Annotated in this window: 14 protein-coding genes; 4 read left to right on the forward strand and 10 right to left on the reverse strand. The window is 66.4% G+C overall.

Annotated features, from left to right (window positions below; translation table 11 throughout):
- The first annotated feature begins 2 nt into the window (after window positions 1-2).
- Window positions 3-1,958 (forward strand): SDR family NAD(P)-dependent oxidoreductase, encoded by a 1,956-nt coding sequence (locus AC1DDA_RS21040; RefSeq protein WP_476797268.1) that lies wholly within the window; start codon window positions 3-5, stop codon window positions 1,956-1,958.
- Here the strand turns inward: AC1DDA_RS21040 and AC1DDA_RS21045 are convergent.
- The 3 genes from AC1DDA_RS21045 to AC1DDA_RS21055 form a co-directional block, all read right to left on the reverse strand.
- Window positions 1,882-2,811, reverse strand: coding sequence for an NAD-dependent epimerase/dehydratase family protein (locus tag AC1DDA_RS21045; protein WP_476797226.1), 930 nt, complete (start codon window positions 2,809-2,811; stop codon window positions 1,882-1,884). The two genes, AC1DDA_RS21040 and AC1DDA_RS21045, sit on opposite strands and share 77 nt — an antisense overlap.
- Window positions 2,804-3,841 carry an MraY family glycosyltransferase gene (locus tag AC1DDA_RS21050; RefSeq protein ID WP_476797227.1) on the reverse strand — a complete coding sequence of 346 codons (1,038 nt, stop codon included), beginning with the start codon at window positions 3,839-3,841 and terminating at the stop codon, window positions 2,804-2,806. Before AC1DDA_RS21050 ends, AC1DDA_RS21045 begins: the two co-directional genes overlap by 8 nt.
- A gap of 76 nt (window positions 3,842-3,917) precedes the next feature.
- Window positions 3,918-4,370 carry a hypothetical protein gene (locus tag AC1DDA_RS21055; RefSeq protein WP_476780170.1) on the reverse strand — a complete coding sequence of 151 codons (453 nt, stop codon included), beginning with the start codon at window positions 4,368-4,370 and terminating at the stop codon, window positions 3,918-3,920.
- A 35-nt stretch (window positions 4,371-4,405) separates the two neighbouring features.
- Here AC1DDA_RS21055 and AC1DDA_RS21060 point away from each other — a divergent pair, with 35 nt between their 5' ends.
- Complete coding sequence (locus AC1DDA_RS21060; protein WP_476797228.1) at window positions 4,406-4,705, forward strand: hypothetical protein; 300 nt, start codon at window positions 4,406-4,408, stop codon at window positions 4,703-4,705.
- Window positions 4,706-4,769: 64 nt separating this feature from the next.
- On the opposite strand, the gene rfbA is transcribed toward AC1DDA_RS21060, so the two are convergent.
- The 5 genes from rfbA to AC1DDA_RS21085 form a co-directional block, all read right to left on the reverse strand.
- On the reverse strand, window positions 4,770-5,642 hold the full coding sequence (gene rfbA, locus AC1DDA_RS21065) for a glucose-1-phosphate thymidylyltransferase RfbA (RefSeq protein ID WP_476797229.1): 873 nt from the start codon (window positions 5,640-5,642) through the stop codon (window positions 4,770-4,772).
- A gap of 3 nt (window positions 5,643-5,645) precedes the next feature.
- Window positions 5,646-6,539: a dTDP-4-dehydrorhamnose reductase gene (gene rfbD, locus AC1DDA_RS21070; protein WP_476797230.1), complete on the reverse strand. Its 894-nt coding sequence runs from the start codon at window positions 6,537-6,539 to the stop codon at window positions 5,646-5,648.
- On the reverse strand, window positions 6,539-7,096 hold the full coding sequence (gene rfbC / locus AC1DDA_RS21075; RefSeq protein WP_476797231.1) for a dTDP-4-dehydrorhamnose 3,5-epimerase: 558 nt from the start codon (window positions 7,094-7,096) through the stop codon (window positions 6,539-6,541). The genes rfbD and rfbC overlap by 1 nt, the downstream gene beginning before the upstream one ends.
- A gap of 16 nt (window positions 7,097-7,112) precedes the next feature.
- Entirely contained in the window at window positions 7,113-8,168 is a 1,056-nt protein-coding gene (rfbB, locus tag AC1DDA_RS21080; RefSeq protein WP_476797232.1) for a dTDP-glucose 4,6-dehydratase, read from the reverse strand.
- A 107-nt stretch (window positions 8,169-8,275) separates the two neighbouring features.
- Window positions 8,276-9,364 (reverse strand): 2'-deoxycytidine 5'-triphosphate deaminase, encoded by a 1,089-nt coding sequence (locus tag AC1DDA_RS21085; protein WP_476797233.1) that lies wholly within the window; start codon window positions 9,362-9,364, stop codon window positions 8,276-8,278.
- A 198-nt stretch (window positions 9,365-9,562) separates the two neighbouring features.
- Between AC1DDA_RS21085 and apaG the strand changes: the two genes are divergently transcribed.
- A complete protein-coding gene (gene apaG, locus AC1DDA_RS21090) occupies window positions 9,563-9,955 on the forward strand; it encodes a Co2+/Mg2+ efflux protein ApaG (RefSeq protein WP_476797234.1) in 393 nt (130 codons plus the stop codon).
- Window positions 9,952-11,130, forward strand: coding sequence for an acetylornithine deacetylase (gene argE, locus AC1DDA_RS21095; RefSeq protein WP_476797235.1), 1,179 nt, complete (start codon window positions 9,952-9,954; stop codon window positions 11,128-11,130). The genes apaG and argE overlap by 4 nt, the downstream gene beginning before the upstream one ends.
- 115 nt (window positions 11,131-11,245) lie before the next feature.
- On the opposite strand, the gene AC1DDA_RS21100 is transcribed toward argE, so the two are convergent.
- Together AC1DDA_RS21100 and argF are read right to left on the reverse strand one after the other, a co-directional pair.
- Window positions 11,246-12,247: an Hsp33 family molecular chaperone gene (locus tag AC1DDA_RS21100; protein WP_476797236.1), complete on the reverse strand. Its 1,002-nt coding sequence runs from the start codon at window positions 12,245-12,247 to the stop codon at window positions 11,246-11,248.
- Window positions 12,247-13,167: an ornithine carbamoyltransferase gene (gene argF / locus AC1DDA_RS21105; RefSeq protein WP_476780179.1), complete on the reverse strand. Its 921-nt coding sequence runs from the start codon at window positions 13,165-13,167 to the stop codon at window positions 12,247-12,249. Before argF ends, AC1DDA_RS21100 begins: the two co-directional genes overlap by 1 nt.
- Between the last annotated feature and the right edge of the window lie 12 nt (window positions 13,168-13,179).

Below are 13,179 nucleotides of genomic sequence, written 5' to 3' on the forward strand. Positions count from 1 at the left end.
TCCTGCCCAAACAGAATCTGAAGAAGACGGCGGTCGTCGTCCACGACCTCGTGATGACCGCGCTGGCGATCTGGCTCGTCTTCGTCGTCCGCTTCGAAGGCGCGCTGCTCGACGAGCATCTGCGCTATCTGCCGCGATTCCTGCCGTTCTTCGTGGCTTATGCCGGGCTGATCTACTGGTTCTTTTCGCTCTATCGCTCGAAGTGGCGCTTCGCCTCGCTGCCGGACCTGTCGAATATCGTCAAGGCCGTCTCGGTTCTCACCGTTTCGCTGCTGGCTGTCGACTATGTGCTCGTCGCGCCCAATTTCTACGGCAATTTCTATTTCGGCAAAATCACCATCGCCCTCTACTGGCTCGTCCAGAATTCGCTGCTGGGCGGACCGCGCCTTGCCTATCGCTATCTGAAATATGCCCGCTCGCGCTCCAGCGCGGGACGCGAGGCGACCCTGCCGACGCTGATCCTCGGGCGCGGCGTCGAAGTCGAAATGGTGATCCGCGCCATCGAGACCGGAACGATGAAGCGACTACGCCCTGCCGGCATTCTGTCGCCCCGCCCCGACGATCTCGGCCAATCGATCCGCGGCGTCCCGGTGCTCGGCCTGCTGTCCGACATCGAAGGAATCGCGTCCGAGGCCGCCGAACGTGGCGAGGCCTTCCGCCGCATCGTCGCCACGCCCTCGGCGCTGTTGCCGGAGGCGCAGCCGGAGAAATGGCTCGCGCGGACTCGTAAACTCGCCCTGCCGATCTCGCGCATCGAGGCGCTCGGCGAGGGCGCGCGCGACACCGAGGTTGCACCGCTGGAAATCGAAGACCTGCTGGTGCGCTCGACGGTCGCCATCGACCGCGAACGGCTCGGCGGGTTCCTTAAAGACAAGCGGGTGATCGTGACGGGCGGCGGCGGCTCGATCGGCTCGGAGATCTGCCTGCGCTGCGCCGCCTTCGGCGCCGCCGAACTGCTGATCGTCGAGAGCTCCGAGCCCGCCCTGTTCCAGATTACCGAGCAGCTGGCCGTCCAGGCCCCGGACACGGCTGTCTCGGGCGTCCTGGCCGATGTGCGAGACCGCGAGCGCATCATCCCCCTCTTCGTCGCCTTCCGGCCGGATATCGTGATCCACGCCGCCGCGCTGAAGCACGTCCCCTATCTCGAGGCGAATTGGAGCGAGGGCATCAAGACCAACATCTTCGGCTCGGTGAACGTGACCGACGCCGCCGTTGCGGCGCAGGCGAAGACCTTCGTGATGATCTCGACCGACAAGGCGATCGAGCCGGTCTCCATGCTCGGCGCGACCAAGCGCTTTGCCGAGATGTATGCGCAGTCGCGCGATGCCGAGTTTGTGGCCGCCGCCTCCGACATGCGGCTCGTGGCCGTGCGCTTCGGCAATGTGCTCGGCTCGGTCGGTTCGGTAGTGCCGAAATTCAAGGCGCAGATCGCGCGCGGCGGCCCCGTCACCGTCACCAGCCCCGACATGATCCGCTACTTCATGACGATCCGCGAGGCCTGCGACCTCGTGCTGACCGCGGCGTCGCACGCCACCGTCGGCGGGCAGGATGCCGAGCGGGCGGCGGTCTATGTGCTCAAGATGGGCCAGCCCATGCGGATCATGGATCTGGCCGAGCGGATGATCCGCCTGGCCGGCTTCGAGCCGGGCGAGGATATCGAGATCATCGTGTCAGGCGTCAGGCCCGGCGAACGCCTGAACGAAATCCTGTTTGCCCGGGACGAGCCGATGGCCGAAACGGGGCTTGACGGCGTCATGGCCGCCAAGCCGATCTTCGCCGGCCGCGCCCGCCTGCAAGGCTGGCTGACCCGGCTTGAAGCGGCGATCAAGGCCGACGACCGTGGCGCGGCCAATGCAGTGCTCGAAGAGGCGATCCCCGATTTCAGCCAGCGCGAGGCGCAGCAGCAAGGCGCGCCAGAGCCGCGCCCGTCTCTACAGGCGGCCGCCAGCCGGCCTTGAGCAGGCGCTCGGGCCGCGCGACGAGGCTCCCTGCCAGCTTGAGAAAGGTTTCCTCGCGCCCGGCGAGACGCGCCAGCCGCCTGAGAAGCGATTCCGGCACCGAAATCAGCCCCGGCGAACGACCGAGGCCGGAGCGCAACGCCGCCAGCATGTCGGCGACGCTCATCGGCTCGGGGTCGGCGACCGCATAGGCCTGCCTTGCCGGGCAATCGGGCGTCAACGCGAAACGGACGGCATCGGCCATGTTCTCGACGGCGAGCAAGGAGCGTGGCGCGTTTAGGGCACCAAGCGGGAGGGGCAGCGGCAGGCTTGCCAGCCTGAGCAATGCCGCCATGTTGGCCTTGACGCCTGGGCCATAGATCAGCACCGGCCGCAGCGCCACCCAAGCGAGAGAGAGCTGATCGAGCCCTCGTTCGGCCGCGAGCTTGGAACGGCCATAGGCATCGCCGGGCACAGGCTCCGCTGTTTCTGACAGGGGAGGCCCGTCGAAAGCGCCGGACAATGCCTTGATCGAGGAAAGGTAGACGAAGCGCCGCACGCCGGCCACCGCGGCCGCCTGTGCCAGTTCCAGCGTCGCTTCGGTGTTGATGCGGGCGTAGAGCGCTTCGTCCAAGCCAGGCCCGGCGTGGGCCAAGCCCGCCATATGGACCACGTGATCGACGCCTTCGAGCGCCGGCGTCCAATCGATCGGCCCCGCCAGGTCGCCCGTCAGGATGGTTTCGACGCCGGGTGGCACATCATGGGGCCGGCGCTGGGCGAGACGCAGGCGATAGCCGGCCTGCGTCAGAGCTGCAACGACATGCGGGCCGACGAAGCCACTGGCGCCGGTCACGAGGATCAATGGGCTAGCCATGGCGCGGACCTGCCGCAAAGCGGCGCAGCAGCAAACCCGTCAGCAGGCCGGCGGCAACGAGGCAACCTAGCTGGACCCCGGTCTGCGGCCAGGCGATCGAGATGCCAGCCAACACGACGAGAGCGACATTCAAGAGCGCGACGCGGCGGACCACAGCAATCACGCTGAAGCCGTTCGTCGTCGCCTGCTGGTAGAAATGCGAGCGATGCGCCTCCCAGACCTTCTCGCCGCGCGCCAGCCGGCGCAGCAGCGTGATGGTGGCATCGGCGATGTGGTAGAGCGGCAGGATCACCGCCGCGGCAAAGGCGCCGGTCCCGGCGAGCCGGTAGAGCAGATAGGCCGTGACGAGGCCGATCGGGAGCGAGCCGACATCTCCGAGAAACAGCCGCGCTACCGGTTTGTTGAAGGGGGCGAAGCCGATCAACCCGCCACAGAGCGCGGCGGCCAGCCAACCGGTAACCGGATCGATCGCGCCCAGGCTTCCCGCCAGCGCGAGAGCCCCGGCAAGCGGCACGATACCCGCGACGGTTATCCAGTCGAGCCCATCCATGAAATTGACGAGGTTGACGAACCAGACTCCGGCCAGAAGGGCCAGCGCCCGTTCGACCGCCAGCGGCACGATCTCCGGAAACAGGCGCAATCCAGGCGCGGCGCCAAACAGCACATAGCCGACGCAGGCGGCCTGCAGCACCAGACGGAGGCTGGCCGGCAGAGGCCGTATATCGTCCCAGGCTCCGACCACGGCCAGCGCCACGACTGCCGAGCCGAGGATCAGCACCGTCCGCCACGCTTCGCTTTCCGCCCGGCCGAGCCAGAGCGCCACGGCCAAGGCCAGGAGGGTTCCGATCAGCACGGCGATGCCCCCGCCCTGCGGCGTCGGCACTTTGTGGCTTGAGCGCGCATTCGGCCGAGCCAGCGCATAGCGCAACAGAAGCGGGCGCAGCCGAACGCATAGCAACGCCGCCAGGAAGGCGGCGGCGAAAAGAGCGACAAACGGGATGAACAGGATCGACAAAGCGGGCCGCACCATAGTCGAGGCTGCGCAAAAGCCTAGTGGCTAATGCGCGAGATGACCTTCGCCGGCCCGTGCCAGCCCGCGATGGAGGCTATTGCTTGAAGGCGACCAACACGCCGTCGGCGCCAAACGATAGCTGAAGCCCCTCCCGACGCGTCGCAAGCCGCAGGGTCACGCCCTTGTCGTTGCGCAGCCAGACATTGCCGCTTCCCTTATTGCCAACGGCCCAGCCTTCCTTCAACTGGACATAAGCGCCGGGGAAGTCGGAGACATTGCGCAGCCCATAGACCGTCCCCGTCGCGACGGTCCGGGAGGCGCCGACCGTACCGATTCCGAGACCGCCGACAGTGATCGGATAGGAGCGGCCACGGAAGCGCAAGGTTCCGCCGCCTCCCTCGCCCGAGGCGATAAAGCCCGCCTGAAGCTGCTCGATGCGGACGGAACCCGTGGAAGGCCCGAGCGAGCGCGCCGACTGCGCCATGGCTGGCGGAGCCAGCATCATGAAGGCTGCGAGGGAAACGGCTGTGTGCCTGATCGTGATCATGTCCTACTCCTTGCGCCCGGTTGGCAGCGCGAGGAATGAACCCGCGAAACGCGATTTCGATCCCGACAGAGGGGCGAAGCCAACAAATCTCGCGTTGCCGGGGCTGCCTCCGGGAGCGGGCGAAAGCCAAAACATCAGCCTCAAAGGCCGAAACTATGCAAATCGACGCAATTTTACCTGTCGAATTGATCGCGATTTCAGAGCTTGCCGGCATCGTCCCGCGCAACGTTCCATCCGCGCAGGTCTTCATGTCTCCCGTTCGCTTCGTCAGCTTCGCTTTCCTGCTGGCGCTCGCCGTATTTTTCTTCTCGGCGGCGCAATCGGCACCGGTGTGAATCGGCTTTTGGCGCTCCCAAATCGTCGTTTCGGCTGCTGGCTCCGTTGCCCTGGCCCGCCGAGCTATGCCCCCGTTTCAGCGATCTGAACGATGTAGCGGCCGTAATCACTCTTAGCGATTTCCTCGCCGAGAACTCTTAACTGGACACTTGAAATCCATCCCTGGCGATAGGCGATCTCCTCGGGGCAGGCGATGCGCAGGCCTTGGCGTGCTTCCAGCGTGCGGACGAACTCGCCGGCTTCGAGCATGCTGTCGGGGGTGCCGGTGTCGAGCCAGGCGAAGCCGCGGCCCATGGATTCCACCGAAAGCTCGCCGCGCTCCAGATAGATGCGGTTGATGTCGGTAATCTCCAGCTCGCCACGCGGCGAGGGCTTCAGGGATCTTGCGATGTCGACGACCTGGCCGTCGTAGAAATAGAGGCCCGTCACCGCCCATTTGGATTTCGGAACCTGCGGCTTCTCCTCGATCGAGATCGCCTTGCCGGAAGCATCGAACGCGACGACGCCGTAACGCTCGGGATCGCGCACGTGATAGGCGAAGACCGTCGCGCCCCTGGTCCGCGCCGCCGCCCGCGCCATCATCTCGGGCAGGGAGTGACCATAGAACAGATTATCGCCGAGGATGAGCACGGAGGGTTCGCCGGCGACGAAATCGGCCCCGATCAGATAGGCCTGGGCCAGCCCGCCGGGATGGGGCTGTTCCGCATAGCTGAGGCTCATGCCCCAGTCCGAACCATCGCCGAGGAGGTGCTTGAAGTTCGGCAGATCGTGCGGGGTCGAGATGATCAACACCTCGCGGATGCCGGCCAGCATCAGCGTCGACAGCGGATAATAGATCATCGGCTTGTCGTAGACCGGCAAAAGCTGCTTCGACATCGCCAGAGTCATCGGATGCAGCCGCGTGCCGGAGCCACCGGCCAAGATGATGCCCTTCATCGTCTAGTCCTGATCCTTGAGAAGCCGCTCGACGCAAGCCCGAAGCGAGCCTTGCCACTCCGGCAGGCCGACGCCATGCGTCACTGCCAGTTTCGTCGAGTCGAGCCGCGAATTCGCCGGCCGGCGCGCCGGCGTCGGATAGTCGACTGTGGCAATGCGCTTCACCGCGACCGGCTTGCCGCCCAGGCGCACCTGTTCGGCGAAGATCGCCTCGGCAACATCGGCCCAGACGGCCTCGCCCCGGGCTGCCATATGGAAGATGCCGCGCAGGGACGCCTCGCCCGGCCGCTCGACGAGATTGCGCGCCACAGTGAAGATCGCATCGGCAATGTCGAGCGCGCTGGTCGGGCAGCCCAGCTGATCGGCGACGACGCCGACCTCGTCGCGCGTCTCGGCCAGGCGCAGCATGGTCTTGACGAAATTCTTGCCGAAGGGGCTGTAGATCCAGGCTGTGCGCAGGATCGCGTGGTTGTCGGTCGCCGCAGCGACAGCCTGCTCGCCGGCGAGCTTGCTGGCGCCATAGGCCGAGATCGGCCCGGTCGGGTCGTTCTCGCGATAGGGGCGGTCGAGCGCGCCGTCGAAGACATAGTCGGTCGAGAGCTGGATCACGGGAATGCCGAGAGCCGAGGCGGCCCGGGCCGCCTCGCCAGCCGCTTCGCCGTTGACGCGCATGGCAAGCTCCGGCTCGCTCTCGGCCTGGTCCACGGCCGTATAGGCGGCGGTGTTGACGATCACGTCAGGCCGGGCTGCGCGCAGGGCCGGCGCGACCGTTCTGGGGATGGCGAGGTCGAGGTCCGGCCGGCGCAGCGCGATGACCTCGGCGCCGACGGGCACGCGCTCCAGCATGGCGCGGACGACTTGGCCGGTCCAGCCGGTGACGGCGATGCGGAGTGTCATCAGTCGAAATAACGCAGCAACTCGGCGAGGCGCGGATGCTTGCGGTCCTTGTCGGAGAGGGTGAGCGAGGCCAGCGGCGCGCCCCAGTCGATGCCGAGCGCCGGGTCGTCGAAGGCGAGCCCGTGATCGTTCTCGGACGCGTAGGGTGCCGTAACCTTGTAGAGCACCTCGGTATCCGGCTCGAGCGTGACGAAGCCGTGGGCGAAACCGACCGGGACCAGCAGCTGCTTCCAGTTCTGTGCCGAGAGCTCGACTGCGACATGCTGACCGAAGCTCGGCGACGAGGCGCGGATATCGACGGCGACGTCGAGAATGCGGCCGCGCGTCACCCGCACCAGCTTGTCCTGCGCGAAAGGAGGCGACTGGAAGTGCAGCCCGCGCAGCGTGCCCACCGGTGCCGACAGCGACTGGTTGTCCTGCACGAAATCGAGATCGAGCCCAGCCTCGGTGAAGGCTTTGCGGCTCCAGGTCTCCGAGAAGAAGCCGCGATGGTCGCCGAACTTCTTCGGCGTGACGATCTTGACAGCCGGGATCGCCGTGTCCTCGACGCTCAGCATCGCTTCCGTTCCCCTTTCAGGCCGCGCCGAGGCGCTCGCCGCGATAGATGCCGGAACGGATGTCGCCCCACCATTTCGGATTGGCGAGATACCATTCGACGGTTCGGCGCAAGCCCGTCTCGAAGGTCTGCTTCGGCTTCCAGCCGAGCTCGCGGCCGATCTTGCCTGCATCGATCGCATAGCGCGCGTCGTGGCCCGGCCGGTCGGTGACATAGGAGATCAGGCGCTCGCGCGCACCCTTCGGGTCGGGCCTGAGCTCGTCGAGGATGGAGCAGATCGCCTTCACCACCTCGATATTGGTCTTCTCGTTATGGCCGCCGATATTGTAGCTCTCGCCGAGCTTGCCGGCGGTCGCCACCGTGAGCAGGGCGTCGGCATGGTCGTCGACATAGAGCCAGTCGCGCACATTGAGCCCGTTGCCATAGACCGGCAGAGGCTTGCCCTCGAGCGCGTTGATAATGATCAGCGGGATCAGCTTCTCGGGGAAGTGATAGGGCCCGTAATTGTTCGAGCAATTGGTCATCACCGCCGGCAGGCCGTAAGTGTGGTGCCAGGCCCGCACGAGATGGTCCGACGCCGCCTTGGACGCCGAATAGGGCGAGTTCGGCTGATAGGCCGTATCTTCGTGGAAGAAGCCGTCAGCGCCCAGCGAGCCGAAGACCTCGTCGGTCGAGATATGGTGGAAGCGGAAGCGCGCCTTATCCTCGACCGGCAGCGTCCGATAGTGGCGCAGCGCCTCCTGCAGCAGCGTGAAGGTGCCGACGACATTCGTCTCGATGAAGGCGGCCGGTCCGTCGATCGAGCGATCGACATGGCTCTCGGCCGCCAGATGCATCACCACGTCGGGAGCGAAATCGGCAAAGATCGCCTTCATCCGCAGGGCGTCGCCGATATCCGCCTGCTCGAAGCGGTAGCGGTTGCTGCCTGCAACAGGATCCAGCGATGCCAGATTGCCGGCATAGGTCAGGTTGTCGACCACGCAGACCTGATGCTCGGTCTCCCCGATCAGCTTCCGAACAACCGCCGAACCGATGAAGCCGGCACCGCCGGTGACGAGAAAACGCGAGGGCATTCTTGCGCGCCTCCGAGCAAGCCAGTGTCTTCAGCCGTGAAGCTCAGGGCAAGGACCAGCCTTGAGACGACGTGTCAAGCATCGCGCGTTCGCCGCCCCAGTCCCGGTCAGGCCTTGAAATGCTTGGAGAGCTTGAGGGCCTGGCCCTGATAGTTCGATTTCAGCCCGGCACCGTAGAGCGCCTCCGGCCGTGCCGCCATGGTCTCGTAGACGAGCCGCCCGACGATCTGGCCGTCCTCGATGATGAAGGGCACGTCGCGGGAGCGAACCTCGAGCACGGCGCGCGCGCCTTGGCCACCGGCAGCGCTGTGGCCGAAGCCGGGGTCGAAGAAGCCGGCATAGTGCACCCGGAATTCGCCGACGAGCGCATCGAAAGGCGTCATCTCCGCGGCATAGTCCGGCGGGACGTGCACAGCCTCCTTGGAGGCCAGGATGTAGAACTGGCCGGGGTCGAGGATCATGCTGCGCGAGCCGTCGGCGGCGATCGGCTCCCAGAAATCGGCGGCGCGATAGGCGCCGACGCGATCGACATCGATCAGCGCGGTATGATGCTTGCCGCGATAGCCGAGCAACCCGTCGAAACCCGAGAGGTCGACGCTGACGGCGACGCCGCCTTGGAAGGAGGGTTCGGCGGCCGTGACCAGCGTCTCGCGGGCATGAACCTCTTCGAGTGCACGGTCACCGAGCCGGGTCTCACCGGAGCGGAAGCGGATCTGCGAGAGCCGCGAGCCGGAACGGACCAGCACCGGGAAGGTGCGCGGCGAGATCTCGATGAAGAGCGGCCCCTCATAACCATCCTCGACCAGATCGAATTCACGAGCCCGGTCGGTGATGACGCGGGTGAAGACGTCGAGACGGCCGGTCGAGCTCTTCGGATTGGCGGCGGCGCGCAGCCCCTTGGGCAGCTTCAGGCCCTCCATCAGCTCGGCGATGTAGACGCAGTCCGTTTCCAGCACCGCGCCGCGCGTCAGATCGATCTCATGCAGCGAGAGATCATCGATCCGGCTGCGCACCGTGCGCTCGGGGCCAGGCAGGAAGCTGGCACGGACACGGTAGGCACGATCGCCCAGCCGCAGATCGAGGCTCGCGGGCTGAATCTGCCCTTCCGCCGGCGGCCGGGCAAGCCTGATCGCGCCCTGCTCGATGAAGGCGCGGATGGAGCTGTCTGGCTGGATGCCGGGCTTGAAGGGCAACATGCGAGGTCCGCAGGGGTAATCGATCATAGCTAGCGAAGCACTCCTGAAAGGCCAAGCACGGCGGACCGCATGCGGGCAATAGCCACAGGGTTGTCCACGCCAGAATCACGGCACAGATGCATTGACGCTGCCGCTGGCAGGCCGATAACTGAACCGTGGCGGCAGACGTCGTCACAGGCTGCAGCCGGAGCCTCGACGATGTATCAGGCACAGACGCGCGGCGTGCGTGTGACCGTGGCGCCATCCTTCCTGGAAGCGGAATCCTCACATGCGCAGAGCCGCTATTTCTGGGCCTACGCGATCGAGATCGTGAATCTCTCGACGCAGACGGTGCAATTGATGACCCGCCACTGGTTCATCACCGACGGGCGCGGCGAGATGCACGAGGTGCGCGGCGAAGGCGTCGTCGGCAAGCAGCCGGTGCTCAGACCGGGCGAGAGCTTCAACTATACCTCAGGCTGCCCGCTGACGACGCCGGACGGCTCGATGCACGGTTTCTACGCCATGCAGGATGAGAGCGGCACGATCTTCGACGTGGAAGTGCCGCTCTTCCCGCTCGACTCCCCCTATGTGAAGAAGGTTCTGCATTGACCGCCTCCGCTCAAACCGGGCAGCGCTACACGCCGCTCGAGATGCTCGCCCGCCTCGTCGCCTTCGACACGGTCAGCGACAAATCCAATCTGCCGCTGATCGATTTCGTCGAGGCCTATCTCTCTGGCTGGGGAGTGCCGTCCGTGCGCTTTCCGAATGCAGCGGGCGACAAGACGGCGCTGTTCGCGACCATCGGCCCGCAGGATCGCGGCGGCGTCGTGCTGTCCGGGCATACCGACGTCGTGCCGGTGACCGGCCAGGCCTGGAGCCGTGATCCGTTCACGCTGCATGTCGAGGACGGCCGCGCCTATGGCCGCGGCGCCGTCGACATGAAGGGCTTTCTGGCGCTGGGGCTGGCGCTGGTGCCGGATTTCCTCGCTGCCGACCTCAAGACGCCGATCCACCTCTTCCTGTCCTATGACGAGGAAGTGACCTGCCTCGGCGTCGTCGACGGCATCGCCGCGATGGGCAAGACGCTGCCGCGGCCGCGCGCGGTCATCGTCGGAGAGCCGACCTCGCTGGACATCTGCGACGCGCACAAGGGCGTCAGGACGTTCCAGACCGTGATCAAGGGCTTCGCCGCGCATTCCTCCAAGCCGCAGCTCGGCGCCAGCGCCGTCCATGCCGGAGCGCTGCTCGCAGCCGAGCTCGACCACATGGCCGAGGACGCCAAGCAGAAGCTGGATGCAAGCGGCCGCTTCGACCCGCCCTACGACACCGTCCATATCGGCTCGTTCCATGGCGGCATCGCCCGCAACATCCTGGCCGATCACAGCGAGATCCTCTGGGAGATCCGCACCCTGCCGACCTCCGATCCCGAGGCGGGTCCCGCACGCTTTGCCGGCGTGTCGGACAAGGTTCAGGCGCGCATGCGCTCGACCGCACCGAGCGCGGCGATCGAGACGGAAATGACCTCGGATGTCCCGGGGCTCGCGCCCGAGCCGGGCTCGGAGGCCGAGCGGCTCGCCATGCGCCTGTCCGGACGCAACCACACCATCGCGGTCGCCTATGCGACTGAGGCCGGGCATTTCCAGCACGCCGGGCTGGCGACCGTGGTCTGCGGGCCCGGTTCGATCGACCAGGCGCATCAGCCCGACGAATACATCACGCTGGAGCAGCTTCAGGCCGGCGAAGCCTTCATGCGCAAGCTGATGGCGGAGTGTCAGAGCGGCTGAAGCGGGCGTCATTCTCGGGCCGCGCCCGGCGCGGACCCGAGAATCTCCCACCGGAGAGGTTCGGGAAACGCAGCCTTCTCGTCATGAGATGCTCGGGTCAAGCCCGAGCATGACGTCAAAGCCCCGCCGACAACCCGTCCTCGACCTCGGCCGGGTCGAAACTGTAGCGCCGCGAGCAGAACTCGCAGGTGACGCCGAGCTTCCCGTCATCGGCGATCATCGCGCGACGGTCCTCGGGCGCAAAGCCGCGCAACATCGCCAGCACGCGCTCACGCGAACAGCGGCAGGCCTCGCGGACGAGGACCGGCTCGAAGACGCGGGCGCCACGCTCGTGGAAGAGCCGGTAGAGCAGGCGCTCGCTCTCCAGCATCGGGTCGAGCAGCTCATGGTCCTCAACCGTCTCCACCAGCGAGCGCGCCTCCATCCAGGCGTCGTCGCTGATGCCGTCGGGATCACCGCTCAGGATCTCATGCCCCTCCGGCGCATCGCCGGGATGGATGTCGGCGGCCCGCAGGCGATCGGGCGAATGCGGCATGAACTGGACGAGGATGCCGCCGGCGCGCCATTGCGGCCGGCCGCCGGTCGTGACCGTACCGACGCCGAGCCGCACGCGGGTCGGGATCTGCTCGGACTGGCGGAAATACTGATGCGCCGCCTCTTCGAGCCCCTGCCGCTTCAGCGCGACGATGCCCTGGTAGCGGGTCGTGGTCGTCCCTTGGTCGACCGTCATGGCGAGGTGGCCCTCGCCCAGCAGCTCGCCGGTGGAAAGCTTCTCGAGCGCGATCGCCTGGGCAAGCTTCGCCTCGTCGATATGGGCGACGGCGCGGAAATTGTCGGGCGCGTTGAAGTCGACCACCATCATCGAGATCGCGCCGTCGCTCTTGGTCTGGAGCTGGAAGCGCCCCTCGAACTTCAGCGCCGTGCCCAGCAGCACGGTCAGCGCCGCCGCCTCGCCCAGCACGCGCGAGACCGGCGCGGGATAGTTGTGTCGCTCGAGAATCGTGTCGATCGACGGGCCCAGCCGCGCCACGCGGCCGCGCACATCGAGATCGGGCACGGCGAAGGGCACGACCCGATCGTCGAGCTCCGCGGTGACGCCTGTGTCGTCGGCGGCCATCAGGCCGCCACTCCGCCGAAGCACCAGGCGAGGATGCCCTTCTGCGCATGGAGCCGGTTCTCGGCCTCATCGAAGACCGCCGATTGCGGACCGTCCATGATCTGGTCGGTGACCTCCTCGCCGCGCGAGGCCGGCAGGCAGTGCATGAAGATCGCATCCTTCTCGGCGCGCTCCATCAGCCTCTCATCGACCTGATAGGGCCGCAGGAGGTTGTGGCGCGTACCTTCCTCGTCACCCATCGAGACCCAGCAATCGGTGATGACGCAGTCGGCGCCCTCCACCGCTTCCTCGGGCCGGCTGGTCAGCGAGAGCTTCGCACCCTGCTTCTTGGCCCAGGAGATCAGAGCCGGAGGCGGGGCGAGCTCCTCGGGAGTTGCGATCGCGAGCTCGAAATCGAGGCGCCCGGCGGCGTGGACCCAGGAGGTCAGCACATTGTTGGTGTCGCCGGTCCAGGCGATGCGCTTGCCCTGGATCGAGCCCTTGCGCTCCTGGAAGGTCATGACATCGGCCATGACCTGGCAGGGATGCTGGCGCTTGGTCAGCCCGTTGATCACCGGCACCGTGGCGTATTTCGCCATCTCGACCAGCGAGTCGTGATCGAGGATGCGGATCATGATCGCATCGACATAGCGCGAGAGGACGCGGGCGGTATCGGCAATGGTCTCGCGCTCACCGAGCTCGATCTCATGGCCGGCAACCATCATCGGCGAACCGCCGAGCTCACGGATGCCGACATCGAAGGAAACGCGCGTGCGCAGGGAGGGCTGCTCGAAGATCATGGCGATGACCTTGCCTTCGAGCAGGCGATCCCCCGCGGCGGCAGGCGTACGACGTCGCGATTTCATCTCCTCGCCCGCGCGCAGGATCGCACGCAGCTCACTGCCGGAGAAATCGGAGAGATCGAGGAAATGGCGCGTCACGGGCGCTTCCTT

This window comes from Allobosea sp. 10N428 (assembly GCF_056394545.1).